Source organism: Mesorhizobium sp. B263B2A, assembly GCF_020165775.1.
Taxonomy (GTDB): domain Bacteria; phylum Pseudomonadota; class Alphaproteobacteria; order Rhizobiales; family Rhizobiaceae; genus Mesorhizobium; species Mesorhizobium opportunistum.
This window is the reverse complement of the sequence record NZ_JAIUIU010000003.1, coordinates 130,752-150,639: the sequence shown is the minus strand read 5'-3', so window position 1 is coordinate 150,639 and position 19,888 is coordinate 130,752. Positions and strand designations below refer to the sequence as shown.

17 protein-coding genes are annotated in these 19,888 nt (G+C 63.8%); 6 read left to right on the top strand and 11 right to left on the bottom strand.

Annotated features, from left to right (window positions below):
• The first annotated feature begins 72 nt into the window (after positions 1 to 72).
• Complete coding sequence (locus LB568_RS07965) at positions 73 to 687, top strand: 3'-5' exonuclease (RefSeq protein WP_224729795.1); 615 nt, start codon at positions 73 to 75, stop codon at positions 685 to 687.
• A gap of 40 nt (positions 688 to 727) precedes the next feature.
• Here the strand turns inward: LB568_RS07965 and LB568_RS07960 are convergent, their stop codons facing one another.
• The 4 genes from LB568_RS07960 to LB568_RS07945 form a co-directional block, all read right to left on the bottom strand.
• Positions 728 to 1,333 (bottom strand): ABC-type transport auxiliary lipoprotein family protein, encoded by a 606-nt coding sequence (locus LB568_RS07960; RefSeq protein ID WP_224729794.1) that lies wholly within the window; start codon positions 1,331 to 1,333, stop codon positions 728 to 730.
• A gap of 82 nt (positions 1,334 to 1,415) precedes the next feature.
• On the bottom strand, positions 1,416 to 2,789 hold the full coding sequence (locus LB568_RS07955) for an MCE family protein (protein ID WP_023763666.1): 1,374 nt from the start codon (positions 2,787 to 2,789) through the stop codon (positions 1,416 to 1,418).
• 14 nt (positions 2,790 to 2,803) lie between these two features.
• Positions 2,804 to 3,613: an ABC transporter ATP-binding protein gene (locus LB568_RS07950; RefSeq protein WP_224729793.1), complete on the bottom strand. Its 810-nt coding sequence runs from the start codon at positions 3,611 to 3,613 to the stop codon at positions 2,804 to 2,806.
• A gap of 1 nt (position 3,614) precedes the next feature.
• Positions 3,615 to 4,802 carry an ABC transporter permease gene (locus LB568_RS07945; protein ID WP_140569299.1) on the bottom strand — a complete coding sequence of 396 codons (1,188 nt, stop codon included), beginning with the start codon at positions 4,800 to 4,802 and terminating at the stop codon, positions 3,615 to 3,617.
• Positions 4,803 to 4,879: 77 nt separating this feature from the next.
• Between LB568_RS07945 and dgcA the strand changes: the two genes are divergently transcribed.
• Positions 4,880 to 5,863 (top strand): N-acetyl-D-Glu racemase DgcA, encoded by a 984-nt coding sequence (dgcA, locus tag LB568_RS07940; RefSeq protein WP_224729792.1) that lies wholly within the window; start codon positions 4,880 to 4,882, stop codon positions 5,861 to 5,863.
• Here dgcA and LB568_RS07935 read toward each other — a convergent pair.
• Together LB568_RS07935 and LB568_RS07930 are read right to left on the bottom strand one after the other, a co-directional pair.
• Positions 5,834 to 7,048, bottom strand: coding sequence for an MFS transporter (locus tag LB568_RS07935; protein ID WP_224729791.1), 1,215 nt, complete (start codon positions 7,046 to 7,048; stop codon positions 5,834 to 5,836). The genes dgcA and LB568_RS07935 overlap by 30 nt on opposite strands.
• A gap of 125 nt (positions 7,049 to 7,173) precedes the next feature.
• Positions 7,174 to 7,989, bottom strand: coding sequence for a UDP-2,3-diacylglucosamine diphosphatase (locus tag LB568_RS07930; protein ID WP_013895247.1), 816 nt, complete (start codon positions 7,987 to 7,989; stop codon positions 7,174 to 7,176).
• Positions 7,990 to 8,107: 118 nt separating this feature from the next.
• On the opposite strand from LB568_RS07930, the gene LB568_RS07925 reads away from it, so the two are divergent.
• From LB568_RS07925 to LB568_RS07915, 3 genes are all read left to right on the top strand, one after another.
• Positions 8,108 to 8,887 carry an SDR family oxidoreductase gene (locus LB568_RS07925; protein ID WP_224729790.1) on the top strand — a complete coding sequence of 260 codons (780 nt, stop codon included), beginning with the start codon at positions 8,108 to 8,110 and terminating at the stop codon, positions 8,885 to 8,887.
• Between the two features lie 161 nt (positions 8,888 to 9,048).
• Complete coding sequence (locus LB568_RS07920; protein ID WP_224729789.1) at positions 9,049 to 11,391, top strand: NADP-dependent malic enzyme; 2,343 nt, start codon at positions 9,049 to 9,051, stop codon at positions 11,389 to 11,391.
• A 56-nt stretch (positions 11,392 to 11,447) separates the two neighbouring features.
• Complete coding sequence (locus LB568_RS07915) at positions 11,448 to 12,671, top strand: DUF2865 domain-containing protein (protein ID WP_013895244.1); 1,224 nt, start codon at positions 11,448 to 11,450, stop codon at positions 12,669 to 12,671.
• Here LB568_RS07915 and gltX read toward each other — a convergent pair.
• From gltX to LB568_RS07900, 3 genes are all read right to left on the bottom strand, one after another.
• Positions 12,589 to 13,962, bottom strand: coding sequence for a glutamate--tRNA ligase (gltX, locus tag LB568_RS07910; RefSeq protein ID WP_013895243.1), 1,374 nt, complete (start codon positions 13,960 to 13,962; stop codon positions 12,589 to 12,591). The two genes, LB568_RS07915 and gltX, sit on opposite strands and share 83 nt — an antisense overlap.
• Positions 13,963 to 14,154: 192 nt before the next feature.
• Positions 14,155 to 14,313 carry a hypothetical protein gene (locus tag LB568_RS07905; RefSeq protein ID WP_167313527.1) on the bottom strand — a complete coding sequence of 53 codons (159 nt, stop codon included), beginning with the start codon at positions 14,311 to 14,313 and terminating at the stop codon, positions 14,155 to 14,157.
• Positions 14,314 to 14,521: 208 nt separating this feature from the next.
• Positions 14,522 to 16,327: an ABC transporter ATP-binding protein gene (locus LB568_RS07900; protein ID WP_224729788.1), complete on the bottom strand. Its 1,806-nt coding sequence runs from the start codon at positions 16,325 to 16,327 to the stop codon at positions 14,522 to 14,524.
• A gap of 473 nt (positions 16,328 to 16,800) precedes the next feature.
• Between LB568_RS07900 and LB568_RS07895 the strand changes: the two genes are divergently transcribed.
• The gene (locus LB568_RS07895; RefSeq protein ID WP_023780578.1) at positions 16,801 to 17,331 is read left to right on the top strand and encodes a dihydrofolate reductase family protein; all 531 of its coding nucleotides are present in this window, start codon (positions 16,801 to 16,803) and stop codon (positions 17,329 to 17,331) included.
• Between the two features lie 29 nt (positions 17,332 to 17,360).
• Here the strand turns inward: LB568_RS07895 and LB568_RS07890 are convergent, their stop codons facing one another.
• Both LB568_RS07890 and LB568_RS07885 read right to left on the bottom strand, forming a co-directional pair.
• The gene (locus LB568_RS07890) at positions 17,361 to 19,037 is read right to left on the bottom strand and encodes an NAD+ synthase (RefSeq protein WP_013895239.1); all 1,677 of its coding nucleotides are present in this window, start codon (positions 19,035 to 19,037) and stop codon (positions 17,361 to 17,363) included.
• Positions 19,038 to 19,112: 75 nt separating this feature from the next.
• Complete coding sequence (locus LB568_RS07885) at positions 19,113 to 19,829, bottom strand: DNA-3-methyladenine glycosylase I (RefSeq protein ID WP_140569282.1); 717 nt, start codon at positions 19,827 to 19,829, stop codon at positions 19,113 to 19,115.
• Positions 19,830 to 19,888: the final 59 nt, after the last annotated feature.

Genomic DNA, 19,888 nt, shown 5'->3' with positions numbered 1-19,888 from the left:
CAAGGTTCGACTTCCCCCACAGCGCGGAAATCCGCCGGAAAACCGCGACCCTGACGCTCAAAGGGTGTGACCGTGAAGACGGCAATCATATTCGACTGCGAGTTTCTTTGCCTTGAGGGCTCGCAACGCCGATTCTGGTGCGCGGCCCACGATCCCGACCCGGTCATCGCGCAGATCGGCGCGGTCAAGCTTGGGCTCGAGGACGACTTTCCCCTGCTTGGCACGTACAAGGCCTATATCAGACCGGTCGACCGGTTTGGCCGGAGATACGCCCTCGACCCGTTCTTCACCAAACTGACCGGCATCACCGAGGAAGACGTCGAGACCGAAGGGGTCGCGCTGGGAGAAGCCCTCGCCAACGTCGATCGTTTTTCCGGTGGCGCGCGGTTCTGGTCTTGGGGCAAGGACGAACTGAACATGATCGCCATCAGCTGCTATATCGCGGGCATTCAGCCTTCGATCCCGGCCACCCGGTTTGACAATGCCGTCAAGCTGCTGATCGCGGCCGGGATGCCGATCGAGGACCTGGCGAGGACGCCGAGCAACAAGCTCGCGGACTACTATGGCGTCGAGCACCCGCCATTGCATGGGCATGAGGCGCTCGACGATGCGCTGTCCTTGGCCTACACGCTGCAGCATCTGATGCTGACCGGAAAGCTGCGGCCGGATGTCTTCGAGCGCCTGTAGCTTGAAAGCGTTGGCGAGATTCAGCTAACGAGACCGGCGCTCAGATCACCGAATCCGTCCAGCGAACGATCTGCCTGGCGGCATCGCCGAACGCATTGTCGAGCGCACCGACATAAGCGGAGTTGCCTTTGCCCGAAACGGGTGCGGATGCGTTGAAGCTCTTGGAGGCGCGCACCTCGCCATTGCGGTCGTTGAGCAAGCGCACGAACAGGTCGACCTCGGCGTGTTCGCCACCGTCGACGCGCACTTCGAAGGACCGGACCTCGACGATGACCTGGTAATCGATCGCCAGACCCTCGCCCGGCTTGCCGACACCGGCAAAGCTGCCCGAGCGCTGGAACGTCTCGGCGAGCCGCGCCTGCACGATCAGCGGCAGGCGATCGGCCCATTGCGCGCCCTTGAGATACTGGATCGAGCCGTCGGAGGGTTTGATGACGATGTTCTGGCTGTCCAGCGCCTTGAGCGCCGAAGGCTGGGCGATCAGGATCTGCTTGCGGCTATGGCCATGCGCGTCGACCGAAGGCGCAGACAGCTCAAAAGTGTCGAGCGGCGCAGGCTTGCCGCCTAACGCCGCGCAGCCCGCCAGCGTCAGGGCAAGCAGTGCCGCAGCCGATGTCAACCCGCCCGTTCTCACCCACACAGACATCACGCGCGATCCCCGTTGTCCCCGGATCGTAAGATCAACCCGCTTTTGCAGCTCATGTTTCTGAGGCGAGCCGACGCCGAAGTCAACGCCGCGCCCTGCCATCGAATTGCCGAACCTCGCCGTCGCCACCCGAAAGGATACGCTGCGGATTGCGGCTGAGATCCGTCACCGCTTCCTCGATGCGGTTGATCGAACGGCGGCTGTCCTGCACCAGCGCCTCGACATTTGTCAGGCCCTGGCCCGAGAAGCGCGCCAGATTGTCGGTGATGACGCCAAGCCGCGCATTCAGCGTGTCGGCGACCTGCTTGAACGATTTCAGCGTCGCCCTGGCGTCGGCCATCACGCCATCCGCCTGGCCGGAGCCGAGCAATTTGTCGACCCTGGCCAGGATACCGTCGACACGCACCGAGGCATCGTTGAGCCGTTGCGCCAATTGCTTGGCATCCTTGATCGTCTGGTCGATGTCGTCGGCGCGGTTGGCGAACTTGTTGGTCACGACAGCGATGTCGGCGGCGGCCTTGTTGGCGTTCTCGCTGGCCTTCTGGATGTTGGCCAGCGCCGTGCGCACCTGCGCCGGGTCGATGCCGTCGAGAACGCCGTCGACCTTGGCCAGCGTGCCCTGCGTCTGCTTGGCGAAGTCGTTGACGGACCCGACCGCCGTATCGACATTCTTGATGACGCCATCGAGCTGTTGCGAGGTTTGCTTGAGGTTCGCGGTCACCGTGTCGACGTTGGCCACGATGCTCTTGATCTTGTCCTTGTCGACGGCATTGAGCAGGCCTTCCGCCGCCTTCAGCGTGCCGTCGAGCTTGCCGGACACGCCCTTCAGTTCGTCGGAGAGCGCGCTGACCGAGGACAGGAACTTGTCGATGCCGTCGGAATTCTTGGCCAGCGCGTCGGAGAATGTCTGCACATTCTTCACGGTCTGCGTCAGCGGCCCGCGAACATCCTTGGTGAAGCCTTCGAGTTCGCTCAGCACCTTGTCGGCGCGATTGAAGATGTTCTGCGCTGTCTGCAACAGATTGGTCACAGCGGATGGGTTGGCGACGATCTCGGCGACCTTGCCTTCCTTTTCCGCCTGGTCGAGCAGCTTCACTTCCTTGGGATCGGCGCCCTTGAGCTCGATGTTGGCCTGCCCGGTGAGGCCGGCAAGGCCGATATCGGCCTGCGTCGACTTGGTTATCGGCGTCATCCGATCGATCTCGGTGTCGGCGATGGCGACGGTCGGATTGTCGACGTCGATATAGACACGCTTGACGTCGCCGACCTTGACGCCGTTGAACAGCACGAAGCTGCCGCGGCCGAGGCCGGAAGCCGAGCCCGGGATGCGCACGCGCAGCAGCGTCGTCTCGCCCCTGTCACCGATCGCGGCCGTCCAATAGACAAAGCCGAACGCCGCCAGGATCGCAACCAGCGTGAAAATCCCGACAATGACGTAGTTGGCTCTGGTTTCCATTGCTTCACTTATGGCTATGCGCGCGCCGCAAGATCAAGTTGCCGGGCGCGTTTTCCGCGGAAATAGGATTTCACCCACGGTTCCTCGCTTTTCAGCATGTCGTCGATGCTGCCTTCGACGAGCACCTTTTTCTTGCCGAGCACCGCCACGTGGTCGCAGGCGGTAAACAGCGTGTCGAGGTCGTGCGTGACCATATAGACGGTCAGGTCCATGGTGTCGCGCAGCTTGACGACGAGTTCGTCGAACTCGGCCGCGCTGATCGGATCGAGGCCGGACGTCGGCTCGTCGAGAAAGACGATATCCGGGTCGAGCGCCAGCGCGCGCGCCAGGGCGGCGCGCTTGATCATGCCGCCGGAGAGTTCGGAGGGGAATTTCTGCGCCGCATCCGGCGGCAGGCCGACCAGCTCGATCTTGAGCAATGCCAGTTCATCCATCAGCTTTCTCGGCAGGTCGAGATATTCGCGCATCGGCACCTGCACGTTCTCCAGCACGGTCAGCGCCGAAAACAGCGCGCCATGCTGGAACAGCACGCCAAGGCGCATGTCGATGCGCAGCCGCTCGATATCGCTTGCCTTGTCGACGTCGACACCGAACAGCTTGATCGTTCCCGACTGCTTGGGCATCAACCCGAGAATGGTCCGCAGGAGGACCGACTTGCCGGCGCCCGAAGCCCCCACGAAACCCAGGATCTCGCCGCGTTTGATGTCGAGCGAGAGTTTGTCGAGAATCAGCTTGTCCTCGATGGCGACGGTGACGTCGCGCACCGAAAGCACGAGGTCGCCCTCGTCCTGCTCCTTCGTCGCGACCCCATTACCCTCAGCCATGTCAGAACTCGATCGCTGCGTAGAACATGGCGAAAAGCCCGTCGAGGATGATGACGACGAAAATCGACTTCACCACCGAGGCGGTCACGTGCTGGCCGAGCGATTCGGCGCTGCCGCCGACCTTCATACCCTCGACGGACGCAATCGTGCCGATGATCATCGCCATGAACGGAGCCTTGATCAGGCCGGCGAAAATGGTGCTGAGATCGATGGCGACGCGCAGCCGGTCGAGGAAGGCGGCCGGCGGAATGTCGGAGTAGAGCCACGCCGCGGCGATACCGCCGCCGAGCGCCGCGAAATTGGCGATGATCGTCAGGCACGGCAAGGCGATCACCAGCGCAACCAGGCGTGGAAAGACCAGCACGCCGATCGGATTGAGACCGATGACCTTCAGCGCGTCGACCTCCTCGCGCATCTTCATCGAACCGATCTCGGCGGTGATCGCGCTGCCGGAACGGCCAGCGATCATGATTGCCGTCATCAGCACGCCGAGTTCGCGCAGGATCAGCACGCCGACGAGGTCGACGACGAAGATATCGGCGCCGAAATAGCTGAGCTGGTAGGCGCCTTGCTGGGCGACGATGGCGCCGACGATGGCCGACATCAGCACCACCACCGGTATGGCGCCGACGCCCATGCGATCGATCTGGTTGAAGATCGCCGCCGGATTGACGGCATGGCCGCGGCCAAGCTTCATTTGCGCGCCGCGGATGGTGGCGCCGAGGATATTCATCGAGGCAAGAAAATCGTCGCGCATCTCATAGACGCGCCGGCCAACCGCTTCGAGGGCGCGAAGGACGATGTTGGGCGGCCGCGCCGGCCCGGATTCGGGTTCGCGGCGGACGGCCTCGCCCACCGCATCGAGCAGGATGGACGCGATCTCGCTCTGGCCCTGCAGCTGGACCTCGACGTTCTTCTTCTCGAAAACACTGACCAGCCGGTCGATCAGCCAGGCGCCGGCGGTGTCGATCTTCTCGATCTTGGAAAGATCGAGGGCCAAGGTCTTGAAACCGCTTCGTTTCTCGATCTTGCGCATGTCCGCGTCGATCAGTGCCACGGTCCGTGTCGTCCAGACACCGGAGAACGCGCAGCCAAGAACGCCGCCCTCCTCGCCGATAGCCACGCGCGGCTGGTGGTCAGCCTCCGAGGCGGTCGTGCCGCTTGCGTCGCGCTTGCCTATGGTCAACATGGCGTCCTGTTTAGCCTGATGGGTCCGACCTTGTCGATTTGCCGACAACCCTTCTCGCACAGCCGGAGCAGAAAAATATGGCGCGTGTCATTTCGGTCGAGGCCGAGCGTTTCCCGATCGCCGGCACCTTCACCATTTCGCGCGGCTCCAAGACCGAGGCCGAGGTCATCACCTGCACAATCAGCCAGGATGGGCATGTCGGGCGCGGCGAATGCGTTCCCTACAGGCGCTACGGCGAGACCATGGACGGCGTGCACGCGGCGATAGAGGCCATGCGCGGGCGGATCGCCGGCGGCATCGACCGGATCGCCCTGCTCGATGCGATGCCGGCTGGCGCGGCCCGCAACGCCATCGACTGCGCCCTGTGGGACCTCGAAGCCAAGATCAGCGGCATTCCGGCGGCGAAGGCAATCTGGCCGGCCCCGCTGCATCCGCTCGAAACCGCCTACACGCTGTCGCTCGGCGAACCCTCGGCGATGGCGGCACAAGCCAGCGCCAATGCCAGCCGGCCGCTGCTGAAGGTCAAGATCGGCGGCGACAACGACATCGCCCGGATCCAGGCGGTGAGACAGGCCGCGCCCGAGAGCAGAATCATCCTCGATGCCAATGAGGGTTGGACCGACAACAACATCGTCGCCAACCTCGCCTTTGCCGCTGAACAAGGCATCGCACTCATCGAACAGCCGCTGCCGGCCGGCCATGACGGCATCCTGCGCCACATCGCGCATCCGGTGCCGATCTGCGCCGATGAAAGCGTACACGAGGCGAAAAACCTGGATTTGCTTGTCGGCCTCTACGACGCCGTCAACATCAAGCTCGACAAGTCCGGCGGGCTGACGGCGGCGCTCGTCCTGCGCGACCGCGCCCGGGAACTCGGTTTCGGCGTCATGGTCGGCTGCATGGTCGGCACATCGCTGGCGATGGCGCCGGCGGTGTTGCTCGCCCAGGACGCCGATTTCGTCGACCTCGACGGTCCGCTGCTGCTGGCGCGCGACCGCGAGCCGGGCCTTGTCTACCAAGGTTCGCTCGTCTCACCCCCGGACCGGGTGCTTTGGGGCTGAGCGCGCCGCCAGCCAGATCAGCACAAGGCCGACGATCGCGATCGGAATCATCGCCAGGAAACCATCGACGCCGAGACGGTCATAGAGCGGACCGGACGCAAGCGTGACGGCCGCCATGAAGAAGCCGTTGAAGAAATAGGCGATGCCTTGCGCGGCACCGGTGCGCTCTTCGGAAACGGTCTCGCCGATCATTTTCTGCAGCCCGATCAGCACCATTGCGACGGACACCGAATGCAGCGACTGCACGGCGAAGAAGCCGGCGACGCCAAGGCCGAGCGGCCATACGAGTGGAAAGACGATCCAGCGCACGATCGAACCGATGCCGGCGATCATCATCACCTTGACCACGGATACGGAGGCGAAAATGCGGTTGAAGAACAAAAACATGCAGACTTCGGACACCACGCCCCAGGCCCACAGCAGGCCAACGACGGAATCGCTGATGCCGATCGATTTCCAGTAGATGGAAACGAAACCGTAGAGGAAGGCGTGGCTGGCCGTAATGATGCCGACGCCAAAGGTGAAATAGAGGAAATAGGCGTTGAACAGGCTCGGTGCCGCGTGCTGGATTTCCGTGGCCGACAGCGGCGAAGCCTTGCGCGGCCGCCCCATGCGCGGTGCAAACAAGGCTGCGGCAAGCGCTGCGGCAAGCGCCACGAATATGATCACCGGCACGGCTTTGGCTCCGGCCGCCGCCAGGATGAAGCCGCCTACGATATTGGCGCACAGATAGGAGATCGAACCCCATTTGCGCATGGCGGTGTAGTTCGAGCCGAAGCGGCGCACCCCGGACAACGCAAGCGAATCGGCCATTGGCGAATGCGGTGTCCAGACGACCGTCAGAATCAGCGATACGGCCAGCACGATCGCGTAGGTCGCCGGCAGGAAATAGCCTGCCGAAATGACCATCGTTGCCGCGAGCAGCACGATGTAGACGTCGGCGCGGTCCTTCGCCCGGTCGGCAAGTGCCGTCAGCATGGGCGTCGTCAGGACGCGCAGGAACATCGGCGCGGCAAGGATGACGGCGATTTGTTCGGCGCCAAAACCTTTCGCCTGCAGCCAGAGCGGAAAATAGGGCAGATGGGTGCCTTGCGACACGAACAATGTCGCGAAGATCAGGCTCATGCGCAGCTCGAAATGGCGCGGCTTGACGAGTTGTTCTGGCGAAAGCGGCGGCAGGGACATGAATCGATCCAATTACGCCGCGCTCGGCCGGCTGGCGATGTAGATCGATCCCTTAACATGGCGGAAAACCAGGCGAAACCGGCTGGACTAACCGATTAACGCTGAAAGCCGCCGTGAATTCCGTGTCAGGCCGCCTGCCCGACCCGATCTTCGATGAGCATCGGGATGAAAGGCTCGTCCGGCGCTTCAGGCAGGACATGCGCCCAGGTCAGGATTTCCATGCGGCCGTCGAAATGTTCGACCACCGCCGTGCAGCTCTCCACCCAGTCGCCGGTGTTGATGTACTGCACATCGCCATAGTTCTCGATCGCGGCGTGGTGGATGTGGCCGCAGATGACGCCGTCGACATGCGAACGCCGCGCTTCCTCGCTGAGCACGGTCTGGAACGAACCGATGAAGTTTACCGCTTTCTTGACCTTGACCTTGGCCCAGGACGAGAACGACCAGTAAGGCAGGCCGAGCAGCTGGCGCAGACGCGTGATGACACGGTTGACCTGCATGGCCGCGTCGTAAGCATGGTCGCCGAGATAGGCGAGCCAGCGCTGGTTGTGGACGACGGTGTCGAACTGGTCGCCATGGATGACCAGCAGGCGCCTGCCGTCGGCGGTCTCATGGATGGCGCGGTCGGCAACGACGATGCCGCCGAAATGCACGCCCTGGAACTGGCGGGCAAACTCATCGTGATTGCCGGCGATATAGGTAATCGAGGCGCCCTTGCGCGCCTTGCGCAGCAATTTCTGCACGACGTCGTTGTGGCTTTGCGGCCAGTGCCAGCTCCGCCGCAGCCGCCAGCCGTCGACGATGTCACCGACCAGATAGATGATGTCGGCGTCGTGATAGCGAAGGAAATCGATCAGGAATTCGGCCTTGGCCGCTTTCGAGCCGAGATGGACATCGGAAATGAACATGCTGCGGAAGGTGCGGGGCTCTTGGCCGGACATCGCGTTTCACCGTTGCTTTCGCGCAGCCTATGCCCCGATTCATGCAACAACCGTATGACGGTTGCGATTGGGCCAGCCTAAGAGCTAGCCTGCCGGCCAAATCACAGGAGAAATCGTCATGGATCTCGGTATTCGCGGCAAGAAAGCCATCGTCTGCGCTTCCAGCAAGGGACTTGGAAAAGGCTGCGCCATGGCACTGGCCGAGGCCGGCTGCGACATCGTCGTTAACGGACGCAACGCCGAACTGGTGGCGAAAACCGCCGCCGAGCTGCGCGAGCGCTACGGCGTGACGGTCTCGGAAGTCGTCGGTGATGTCTCGAAACCCGAAGTGCAGAAGGCACTGCTTGCCGCCTGCCCTGAGCCCGACATTCTCGTCAACAACAATGGCGGCCCGCCATTGCGCGATTTCCGCGAACTCGATCGCGGCAAGATCCTCGAAGGTGTCACCCAGAACATGGTCACACCGATCGAGCTGGTGCAGGCCGTCATCGACGGCATGGCCAAACGTGGCTTCGGCCGCATCGTCAACATCACCTCGCTGTCGGTCTACGTCCCCATCCCCGGCCTCGACCTGTCGTCGGGCGCGCGCGCCGGCCTGACCTCGTTCCTCGCCGGCGGGGCGCGCACGGTGATCGACCGCAACGTCACCATCAACAGCCTGCTGCCGGGCAAGCTCGATACCGACCGGCTGCGCGGCCCGCATGAGGCAGGCACCGTCGAGGATCCCGCGGCGGCGGCGGCGCGCAAGACCCGCATCAGCGCCGACGTGCCGGCCAAGCGGCTCGGCACGCCCGAGGAATTCGGCCAGATCTGCGCCTTCCTGTGCTCGGTCCATGCCGGCTACCTGACCGGGCAGAACATTCCAGTGGATGGCGGCCTCTACGTCAGCGCGTTCTGAGCCCCGACAATCGCAACGCGGAAGAAACCCTGTCCAAGCGGCTGAAATAAATCAGCTATTCCTGTCTCGCCAATGTGATCCGCGATTGCGTCATTTGGCGTCTCGAAAAACCGCGGCCGCATGCTAAGAAGGGTCGCAGGCAGAGCGCAGGGAGGGCCGGAATGACTGGCGAGAGCAAGAAAACGGCACGTTCGGACCTCGACGAAGCCGCCCTCTACTTCCACAAGCACCCGACGCCTGGAAAGCTCGAAATCCAGGCGACCAAGCCGCTCGGCAACCAGCGCGACCTGGCGCTCGCCTATTCGCCTGGCGTGGCGGCCCCTTGCCTGGAGATCCGCGACGATCCGGCGACCGCCGCCGACTATACGGCGCGCGCCAACCTGGTCGGCGTCGTCTCCAACGGCTCGGCCGTGCTCGGCCTCGGCAATATCGGCCCGCTGGCGTCCAAGCCGGTCATGGAGGGCAAGGCGGTCCTGTTCAAGAAATTCGCCGGCATCGACGTCTTCGACATCGAGATCGACGCGCCCGAAATCGAGCGCATGGTCGAAACGGTCGCCGCCCTGGAGCCGACCTTCGGCGGCATCAACCTCGAGGATATCAAGGCGCCGGAGTGTTTCGAGGTTGAGGAACGGCTCAAGGCGCGCATGAAGATACCGGTGTTCCACGACGACCAGCATGGCACCGCCATCATCGTCGCCGCCGCCGTGCTCAACGGGCTGGAATTCGCCGGCAAGACCATTTCGGACATCAAGGTCGTCACCTCCGGCGCCGGTGCCGCGGCCCTCGCCTGCCTCAACCTCCTGGTCTCGCTCGGCGTGCGCGTCGAAAATATTTGGGTCACCGACCGTTTCGGCGTCGCCTACAAGGGCCGCACCGACGAGATGGACCGCTGGAAAGACCCCTATGTGAAGGATACCGAGGCGCGCACGCTGGCCGACGTTATTGCGGGCGCCGACGTCTTCCTCGGCCTTTCGGCCGCCGGTGTGCTGAAGCCGGAACTGCTCCAGCACATGGCGCCGAAGCCGCTGATCCTGGCGCTTGCCAATCCCAATCCGGAGATCATGCCGGAGCTTGCGCGCGCGGCGCGCCCCGACGCGATGATCTGCACGGGCCGGTCCGATTTTCCCAACCAGGTCAACAACGTACTCTGCTTCCCCTACATCTTTCGTGGTGCGCTGGACTGCGGCGCCAGCGCCATCAACGAGGAGATGAAGATGGCGGCGGTCCGCGCCATCGCGGCCCTTGCCCGCGAAGAGCCTTCGGACGTCGCCGCGCGCGCCTATTCCGGCGAGACGCCGATCTTCGGACCCGATTTCCTGATCCCCTCGCCCTTCGATCCCAGGCTCATCCTGCGCATCGCACCGGCGGTCGCCAAGGCGGCCTGCGACACCGGCGTCGCGACACGGCCGATTACCGATTTCGCCGCCTATATCGACAAGCTCAACCGGTTCGTCTTCCGCTCCGGCCTGGTGATGAAGCCGGTGTTCTCGTCCGCCAAGGCCTCGAGCGCCAAGCGCGTCATCTACGCCGACGGCGAGGATGAGCGCGTGCTGCGCGCCGCCCAGGTGGTGCTCGAGGAAGGCATTGCCGAACCGATCCTGATCGGCCGTCCGCATGTCATCGAAGTCAGGCTGAAGCGCTACGGCCTGCGCATCAAACCGGGTGTCGATTTCGGACTGATCAACCCGGAAGACGATCCGCGTTATCGCCACTATGTCGACCTCCTGATCGAGCTCGCCGGCCGGCGCGGCGTGACGACGGAGGCCGCGCGCACCATGGTGCGCACCGATAATACGGTGATCGCCGCACTGGCGCTGAAGCGCGGCGATGCCGACGCCATGGTCTGCGGCCTCGAAGGGCGCTTCGAGCGGCATCTGCGCAACGTGACGCTGATCATCGGGCCGCGCGCCGGCATCAAGGATTACGATTTGTCGACGCTGTCGATGCTGATCTCGCAGCGCGGCATCATCTTCCTCACCGACACCCACGTCTCCGTCGACCCGACCGCCGAGGAGATCGCCGAGATGACCGTGCTGGCCGCCGAGGAGATCCAGCGCTTCGGCATCGAGCCGAAGGCGGCATTGCTGTCGCATTCGGATTTTGGCTCGCGCGATTCGCCGAGCGCGCTCAAGATGCGGCAGGCAGCGGCGATCCTGGCGCGCATCGCGCCGGAATTGCAGTGCGACGGCGAAATGCATGCCGATTCCGCTTTGTCGGAGCATCTGCGCCAGCGCGTCTATCCGCATTCGCGGCTGAAGGGCGAAGCCAATCTCCTGGTCTTCCCGAACCTCGATTCGGCCAACATCACGCTGACGGCGCTGCGTGCCATGATGGATGCGCTGCATGTCGGGCCGATCCTGCTCGGCACCGACAAGCCGGCGCATATCCTGACGCCTTCGGTCACGTCGCGCGGCGTGGTCAACATGACCGCGCTTGCCGTCGTCGAAGCCGCGCACAAGGCACAGGCGATCGTCGATCTGGGCGGAACGCAGCTTTCGCAGTAAATTACGGTTAACCGCGAATACGATAGCCTTGCGGACGATCAGGCGGAGTTGGACGGATGACAGTCGGAGGGTTGAAGCAGGCGCATGCTGCCGTGCTGCTTGGCCTTTTGCTGTCCGGCGCCACAATCACCGAGCCGCAGGCTGCCTCTCGGGTTTGCCGCCAGTTGGAAGCCGATCTTGCCGCTGCCTCGCGCGGCGGTGGCGGCGGTCCGGCAATGATCCGCAAATACGACGCCGCGATCGAACGGCAGCGTGAGCAGATTTCAAAAGCTCGCGGCCAGGCGAACGGCGCCGGGTGCGGGTTTTCGCTGTTTTCCCGCAACGTCAACCAATGCGCCGGCCTCAACGCCACCATCGACCGCATGAACGCCAATCTCGACAGCCTGCAGGCCAAGCGAGCACAGCTCGCCGGCGGCGGCGGATCGCGCCGCGACCGTGGCCGCATCCTGGCCGCGCTCGACGCCAATGGCTGCCGCGACGACCCGGTTGCGCCGCGCCGGGAACCCTTGCGGGAAGCAAGCCGTGAAGACGGCAACGCAAACCTGTTCGAGCAGCTTTTCGGCGGCGACAACCGGCAGGGCGGCAGATCGGACCAGCTTGACGATACGAGGAACCAGCCTGGCGATGCAGACGAGGAGCGCGGTGTAAGCCGCGTCCTGAACCGGCCCGACATTCCGGACTTTCCGGGCACCGGCGGTGAATTCCACACCACCTGCGTGCGCACCTGCGACGGCTATTTCTTCCCCATGTCGAACGCCGCCTCGACCAGCGACTTCGAGCGCGACCAGAAGAATTGCGAATCGAGCTGCCCCGGCACCGAGATGCAGGTTTTCTATTCGCGCGGCATGGACGACGATTCGGCGTCGATGACGTCATCGGTCACCGGCAGGCCCTACAGCGAATTGCCGACCGCCTATCTCTACAAGCAGTCCAACGTGGCGCGGCCGCCGGCATGCGGTTGCAATGCCGCGCAGAATTTCCAGATCATCGGCGGCAACCCGCCCGCCCCTCAGCAATCCCAACCCGAGACCGAGGCGGCACCGTTCATCCCGGTTCCGCCTTCCAAGCCCGATCCGGGCGCGGATCCGGAGACCCTGGCGAATATGGAGGGCGGGCTCGACCGCGAAGCCATCAAGCGTCTGTCCGCCAAGCCGGTGACGTCGCCCGTGTCCGCCTTGCCGCCGGAGCAGCGCAAGATCAGGGTCGTCGGGCCAGCGTTCCTTCCCGACCCATCAGCGGCAATAGATCTGCAAGCTCCGGCCCCGAAGGCAGCCCGGTAAGGGCAAGCCTCAGCGGCATGAACAATGCCTTGCCCTTGCGCCCGGTCGCTTCCCTGATCTTGCCCGTCCAATCCTTCCAGACCGTCCCGCTCCAGGGATCTTCAGGCAGGACATCGAATGCCTGGTGAAGGAAATCGCGGTCGTCCGTGGAAAATTCGGGTTTCTCTTGCGGCCCCTCGCGCAGGATCCGCCACCAGGCCACGGCATCCGCCAGCCGGTCGAGATTGCCGCGCACCGCCAGCCAGAACGGCTCGGCCTGCTCGCCTGAAATGCCAAGCACCATCAGCCGGTCGCGCGCTTCATCGAACGGCATATGGTGCAGCAGCACGCGGTTGAGCACGAAAAGCTCGTCCGGATCGAACTTGGCCGATGATTTCGACGTCGCGGCCGGGTCGAAGTGGCCGGCGAGTTCGCCGAGGTCGTGCGCGGCAGCGACATTTTCCGAAGTGCCGACCAGCACGGCGAGCGAAGCAACCGCCATCGGCTCGATGCCATCCTCGCGCAGGCTTTCAATGGAGAGCGCGCCGGTGCGCTTCGACAGCCCCTCGCCCGAGACGGTGGTCAACAGATTGTGGTGGCCGAATACCGGAGGTTCAGCACCCAATGCTCGGAACAAGGCGATCTGGACGCCCGTGTTGGTAACGTGGTCGTCGCCGCGGATGACATGGCTGATGCCCATCTCGATGTCATCGACGACGGAAGGCAGCGTGTAGAGATAGGTGCCGTCCTCGCGCACCAGGACCGGGTCTGACAGAGAGGCCAGGTCAACCGTTTCCTCACCGCGCACCAGGTCGTTCCAATGGATCTCGGTACGCTCCGGCTGCAGCGGATCGCCGGAGAAATTGGGCAACAGGAAGCGCCAGTGCGGCCGTCGGCCGTCGGCCTGGTATTCGGCCACCTGCTCCTGCGTCAGCGTCAAGGCCTCGCGGCCGTAGACCGGCGGCAGGCCGCGCGTGCGGCGCACCTTGCGCCTGAGATCGAGTTCCTCCGGCGTTTCGTAGCAGGCATAGAGAACGCCCGCCGCCTTCAGCCGCTCGACCGCCGCGTCATAGATCTCGAAGCGCCGCGACTGATATTCGGTGGCATCCGGGAAAATGCCCAGCCAATGCAGGTCGTAGAGGATGGCGTCGGAGAATTCCTGCTTCGAGCGGGCGATGTCGGTGTCGTCGAAGCGTTGGATGAAGCGGCCCTTGTTGTTGAGCGCAAACAGCCAGTTGAACAGAGCGGTGCGCGCATTGCCGATATGGATGCGGCCGGTCGGTGACGGAGCGAAACGAACGGTAACTGTCATGAGCGGGGCGTACCGGATGCCTTGGTGATTGACAAGATGCGCCCCCGCGCCGTGCGGCAGACATAGAACATGGCGCAAGCAATGAAAAGACCGGGGTGGCGTGCGCCCCAGGCGGCAGATAGACGGCCTTTCCCTGACGCCGCAGGTCAACTCGTGGAGGGACGGTGCCGGCGAACAGGTCGTCGAAGCCGATCAGTGGCCGAAATCGTCGGAACCGAGCCGGGTCCAGCGATCGCCCATCAGCCCACCGATAAAGATGTCGCCGGAGCGGACCGCTTCCGTGACCTCGGCAATTCGAGAGCGGACCATCGCACCCGACTGGCCAGCAGGGTCGAGATAGATCTCCCTCATATACTCGGCCGATCGCGCGATCGCGGAGGTGACGCCGCCGGCGAAACTTGGCCAGGAAGAGTGCCGCGACCCGGTAGAAACAACGTGTCTCGGCCTGCGTTATAAACAAAACGCCTCGAAACCGGGGCCGCAAAAGATGCCGCGTACGTCGCTCCGGCTGACCGATGCCTGAGAGGGACCTCCAGCCGAAGCCGGAGGCCCCTTCTGGTCAAACGACCAGCCCCTTGGTCAGTTCAAGCGCCTGGCGCTCGAACAGGCGGCGGTAGATGCCGCCCTTCAGCCGGATCAGCTCGTCATGCGAGCCTTCCTCGACGATCTTGCCGCGATCGAAGACCAGCAGCCTGTCGAGCGCCCGCACCGTCGAGAGCCGGTGCGCGATGACCAGCGTGGTGCGGCCGACCATCAGCCGTTCCATCGCCTGCTGGATCAGCACCTCCGATTCCGAATCGAGGCTCGATGTCGCCTCGTCCAGGATCAGGATGCGGGCATCGGCGAGGAAGGCACGTGCGATGGCCACGCGTTGCCGCTCGCCGCCCGACAGTTTCACGCCGCGCTCGCCCACCAGCGTGCCGTACCCCTTCGGCAAGCTGGTGATGAAGTCGTGCGCGCTCGCCAGGCGTGCGGCATGCTCGATCTCATCCTGCGTCGCGCTTGGCCTGGCATATGCGATGTTTTCGGCCAGCGACCGGTGGAACAGGATCGGCTCCTGCTGGACGATCGCGATCTGCCCGCGCAGCGATGCCTGTGCCACCTGCGAGATATCCTGGCCGTCGATCAGGATCTTTCCAGCGTTCACATCGTAGAGCCGCTGGATCAGCTTGACGAAAGTCGTCTTGCCCGACCCCGAATGGCCGACCAGCCCCACACGTTCACCCGGTCCGATGTCGACCGAGAAGTCGCGATAGAGCGGCGACCGGTGGCTGCCATAATGGAAGGTGACGTTGTCGAAGCCGATCGCCCCTTGCGTGATCCGGATCGGCCTGGCGTCGGGCCGGTCCTCGATGCCGAGCGGCTCGGACTGGAAATCGACCAGTTCCTCCATGTCGTTGATCGAGCGCTGCAGATTGCGGATATGCGTGCCGATATCGCGCAAATAGCCCTGCAGCACGAAGAACGAGGTCAGCACGAAGGCGACATCGCCGGCACTCGCCTGCCCCCACGACCACAGCATCAGCGCCAGGCCGATCACCGCGGCGCGCATGATAAGCAGCAGCGCCCCTTGCGTGGTGCCGTTGATGGTGCCGCGCACCCAGGTGCGCCGCGTGCGCGCACGCCATTTGGCAACCACCTTGGCGAGGCGGTGCTCCTCGCGCTCCTCGGCGCCAAAGCCCTTGACCACGGCGTTGCAGCTCACCGCGTCGGCCAGCGATCCGCCGAGGCGCGTGTCCCAGGTGTTGGCAAGCCTTGCCGCCGGCGCGACATAGCCGAGCGACAGCATCGCCGTCACCATGATGAACAGCACCGAGCCTGCCGCGACGACCGCACCCATCAGCGGCCAGAACCAGCCAAGCAGCAACGTCGAGCCGACGAGCATGACGACCGACGGCAGCAGCGCGATGAGGATCGTGTCGTTGAGCAGGTCGAGCGCCCACATGCCGCGCGTCACCTTGCGCACCGTCGAGCCGGCAAAGGAGTTGGCGTGCCAGTCGGTGGAAAAGCGCTGGACGCGATGGAAGGCGTCGGCGGCGATGTCGGCCATCATCTTCAGCGTCAGCTCGACGATTCCCATGAAGGCCAGGTTGCGCAGCACGACGCCGGTCAGAGCGAGCGCCATCAGGACGGAAAACGCCGTCATCGCGGCATTCCAGGCAATGGCATCCGCGCCGGCGCTGCTGGCGACGGCGTCGACCAGCCGGCCGGAATAGAGCGGCGTCAGCACATCGGCCAGCGTCGACAGCAGAAAACCGCCCATGATGAGCGACAGCCGCCATGGCTGGCGCCGCCAATGAGTGAGCGTGAAGCCAAGAACGTTGCGAAAGGCGCTCGCGCGCAGATCGATCTTAAAACGAGCCATGATGTCATTCGGGCGCAAACGAGCCCGATCCCAGTAAGGTCGAAAATTGAAAAGCCGCGCTGGGGCAGATGGTGCCCGGGATGCGGAGTGGCATATTGGCGTCGAGCCCTCGGGAGGGCGGCGACCGGCATCGGCATAAGCCTGAGCTCGATCCGGCTTCGGCACGAGAGACAGACCCTCGCGGAGCGCCGGATGAGACCTAAGCTTCGCGGCCTCGCATTACCATCTGAAATACTGCCATTCGGACCTCCCGCAAATGAATCGCGGAACGGTCCTTATAGTGACAGCCTGACGCATCGCCAAGACCGACCCATGCCCGAAAGTGTATCTGGTCCAGCCACTGAGGTTATTTTGCAACAACGGCTGGTGGACGCTTGGCCGCGTGCTCGCCGGCACACGGTTTGCCTCCGATCTCCCTTCTGCATAACGGTGGCTCGGATTATCCTGAAGGCCCGGGTTGGAGACCTTGCAGCATGGCCAAGCTCATTTTCAGGATGAACCAGTCCCTTGATGGTTACGTCGACCACCTGGCAATGCCCTCACGCCCCACGCTCTTCCGTCACTGGACTGAGCAAGTGCGCGACCTTGCCGGCAGTGTGTACGGTCGCGGCATGTACGAGGTCATGCGTTATTGGGACGAAGACCGTCCCGAGTGGAGCGCGGAAGGACACGAGTTCGCGGCGGCGTGGCGAAACCAACCGAAATGGGTCGTGTCGCGCTCGCTGACGTCAGTCGGCCCCAATGCCACACTTGTCCAGGACGACGTCGAGGCGGTGATCCGTGGGCTGAAGGCTGATCTCGCTGGGGAGATTTCGCTGTCTGGCCCCAACCTTGCCCGAAGCGTGACCGACCTTGGTCTGATCGACGAGTACCAACTCTACTTCCACCCGGTCGTGCTTGGTCACGGCAAGCCGTTCTTCGCCGGCCCTCGGCCGCCGCTTCGCTTTGTGGCCAGCGATCTGATTGACGATGACGTGATCAGGTTGACCTACGTTCCTGCCTGATCCGCCAACGCGCATCCGGCATCGATCCACTAGCCGCGATCCCGGAATCGGTTGGTAATGGGATAGCGGCGGTCGCGGCCGAAATTCTTCCTGGTGATCTTCACGCCCGGTGCAGCCTGCCGGCGCTTGTACTCGGCGATGTAGAGCAGGTGCTCGATGCGCGTCACCGTCGCCCGGTCATGGCCGCGTGCGACGATGTCGTCGACCCCCATCTCGTTCTCGACCAGGCATTCGAGGATGTCGTCCAGCACCGGATAGGGTGGTAGCGAATCCTGGTCGGTCTGGTTCTCGCGCAACTCCGCCGACGGCGCCTTGTCGATGATGTTCTTAGGGATCACCTCGCCGGAAGGCCCGAGCGCGCCTGGCGGCACATGGCTGTTGCGCCAGCGCGACAGCGCGTAGACCTGCATCTTGTACAGGTCCTTGATCGGATTGAAGCCGCCATTCATGTCGCCGTAGAGCGTGGCATAGCCGACCGACATCTCGCTCTTGTTGCCGGTAGTGACCACCATCGAGCCGAACTTGTTGGAGATCGCCATCAGGATGGTGCCGCGCGCGCGGCTCTGCAGGTTTTCTTCTGTGATGCCTTCCTTGGTGCCCTCGAAAAGCTGTGTCAGCGCATGCAGGAAGCCTTCGACCGGCTCGAAAATCGGCACGATGTCATAGCGGCAGCCGAGCGCGCGGGCACAGTCCTCGGCGTCCTTCAGCGAATCCTTCGACGTATAGCGGTAAGGCATCATCACCGCGCGCAGCCGCTCCTCGCCGAGCGCATCGACGGCAAGGGCGGCGCAGATCGCCGAATCGATGCCGCCGGACAGGCCAAGCACGACATTCTTGAAGCCGTTCTTGTTGACGTAGTCGCGCAGGCCAAGCATGCAGGCGCGGTAGTCTGCCTCTTCCCGTTCGGGAATCTTCGACATCGGCCCTTCCGCGCAGGCCCAGCCGTCGTCCGTGCGCTTCCAGGTCGTGACGTCGACCGCGTCCTCGAATTGGCTCATCTGGAAGGCGAGCGTCTTGTCGGCGCCGATGGCAAACGACGCGCCGTCGAAGATCAGTTCGTCCTGGCCGCCGAGCTGGTTGGCATAGATGATCGGCAGCCCGCATTCGATGACCTGGCGGATGACGACCTGGTGGCGGACATCGATCTTGGCGCGGTAGTAGGGCGAACCGTTCGGCACCAGCAGGATTTCCGCTCCGCTTTCAGCCAGCGTCTCGCAGATGCCGACTTCGCCCCAGATGTCCTCGCAGATCGGAATGCCCAGCCGCACGCCACGGAAGTTGACCGGCCCCTGGATCTCCGGCCCGGCCTGGAAGACGCGCTTCTCGTCGAACTCGCCGTAATTCGGCAGGTCGAGCTTGTAGCGCTCGGCGATGATCTTGCCGCCATCGGCGAAGACGATCGAATTGTGGGTGCCGCTCTTGCGCTTCAGCGGCGTGCCGATGATGACGCCGGGGCCGCCATCGGCGGTGTCGGCGGCAAAGTCCTGCGCGGCCTTCTCACAGGCTTTCAGGAAGGCCGGCTTCAGCACCAGATCCTCCGGCGGATAACCGGCGAGGAAAAGTTCGGTGTAGAGCACGAGGTCGGCGCCCTGGCGCGCGGCATCCGCCCTCGCCTCGCGAGCCTTGGCAAGATTGCCGGCGACATCGCCGACGGTCGGGTTGAGCTGGGCGATCGCGATGCGCAGGATGTCGAGCTTCTTGGTCATGCTTTCCGGTTTAGCGCGGCGGAATTGGCCTCGCAATGGCGTTCGTTTGGACCAATTCGGGCCAGGCTTTGGCGTTCAATCGTCGCCCACATACTCGCGCAACGACTGCGGCGAATGGTTCTCGCCGATCGACATCGCCAGGATGCGCGAAATGTGCCGGCGCGGCAGGCCGGTGTCCGCCACCCATCGATTGATCTGTGCCTGGATCTTGTCGAGGTCCCGCTTCGAGGTCGGACTATCGGCGATGTCGAGGCCGGCATCGCGAAGGGCTGCGGCCATATCGGCCGAAATGACGAAGGCGTCCCATCCCAGCCAGCGCAGGAAATACTGGCCGGTGTTGCCGCCGAGCCGGCTGCCGTGCTTGCCGAGATAGGCCATCAGCCCGACTTGATCATCGGCTGGCCAATCGGCGAGGAAATTGCCGAAGCCGCCATGTTCCCCGGATACGCGTTCGACGAAGGCCGCATTTTCCCGGACGGACCTGATCTTCTGCGGGTTGCGCACGATGCGCTGGTCGGAAGTCAGCTCGTGCCAGAAATCGTCCGGCTGGAACAACAGCCGCTTCGGCTCGAAACGCAGGAACGCTTCTTCGAAGCCCGGCCACTTCTGCTCGATGACGCGCCAGACGAAACCCGCCGCGAAAACGCGCTCTGCCATGGTCGAGAGAATGCGATCGTCCGATATGTCGGCCACGGCTGCATTGTCGGGCACAGGCCCCAGCAGTGATGCAAGCTCCGCCTCGCCGCCCTTGCGTTTTGCCGCGCGCAGACGAATTTTCTTGAAATCGGCCATCGGTCCCTCGCTGTCCGGCTGAATGTACCACTTCCCGTCAGGGCCGGCAGCCTCTACGT

What these genes read in the sequence shown, in the direction of transcription:
- LB568_RS07915 (WP_013895244.1), top strand. Translation starts at nt 11,448, where the DNA reads ATGACAGTCGGAGGGTTGAAGCAGGCGCATGCTGCCGTGCTGCTTGGC.
- LB568_RS07905 (WP_167313527.1), bottom strand. Translation starts at nt 14,313, where the DNA reads ATGAGGGAGATCTATCTCGACCCTGCTGGCCAGTCGGGTGCGATGGTC.
- LB568_RS07885 (WP_140569282.1), bottom strand. Translation starts at nt 19,829, where the DNA reads ATGGCCGATTTCAAGAAAATTCGTCTGCGCGCGGCAAAACGCAAGGGC.
- LB568_RS07920 (WP_224729789.1), top strand. Translation starts at nt 9,049, where the DNA reads ATGACTGGCGAGAGCAAGAAAACGGCACGTTCGGACCTCGACGAAGCC.
- LB568_RS07895 (WP_023780578.1), top strand. Translation starts at nt 16,801, where the DNA reads ATGGCCAAGCTCATTTTCAGGATGAACCAGTCCCTTGATGGTTACGTC.
- LB568_RS07930 (WP_013895247.1), bottom strand. Translation starts at nt 7,989, where the DNA reads ATGTCCGGCCAAGAGCCCCGCACCTTCCGCAGCATGTTCATTTCCGAT.
- gltX (WP_013895243.1), bottom strand. Translation starts at nt 13,962, where the DNA reads ATGACAGTTACCGTTCGTTTCGCTCCGTCACCGACCGGCCGCATCCAT.
- dgcA (WP_224729792.1), top strand. Translation starts at nt 4,880, where the DNA reads ATGGCGCGTGTCATTTCGGTCGAGGCCGAGCGTTTCCCGATCGCCGGC.
- LB568_RS07890 (WP_013895239.1), bottom strand. Translation starts at nt 19,037, where the DNA reads ATGACCAAGAAGCTCGACATCCTGCGCATCGCGATCGCCCAGCTCAAC.
- LB568_RS07925 (WP_224729790.1), top strand. Translation starts at nt 8,108, where the DNA reads ATGGATCTCGGTATTCGCGGCAAGAAAGCCATCGTCTGCGCTTCCAGC.
- LB568_RS07935 (WP_224729791.1), bottom strand. Translation starts at nt 7,048, where the DNA reads ATGTCCCTGCCGCCGCTTTCGCCAGAACAACTCGTCAAGCCGCGCCAT.
- LB568_RS07960 (WP_224729794.1), bottom strand. Translation starts at nt 1,333, where the DNA reads ATGTCTGTGTGGGTGAGAACGGGCGGGTTGACATCGGCTGCGGCACTG.
- LB568_RS07950 (WP_224729793.1), bottom strand. Translation starts at nt 3,613, where the DNA reads ATGGCTGAGGGTAATGGGGTCGCGACGAAGGAGCAGGACGAGGGCGAC.
- LB568_RS07955 (WP_023763666.1), bottom strand. Translation starts at nt 2,789, where the DNA reads ATGGAAACCAGAGCCAACTACGTCATTGTCGGGATTTTCACGCTGGTT.
- LB568_RS07945 (WP_140569299.1), bottom strand. Translation starts at nt 4,802, where the DNA reads ATGTTGACCATAGGCAAGCGCGACGCAAGCGGCACGACCGCCTCGGAG.
- LB568_RS07900 (WP_224729788.1), bottom strand. Translation starts at nt 16,327, where the DNA reads ATGGCTCGTTTTAAGATCGATCTGCGCGCGAGCGCCTTTCGCAACGTT.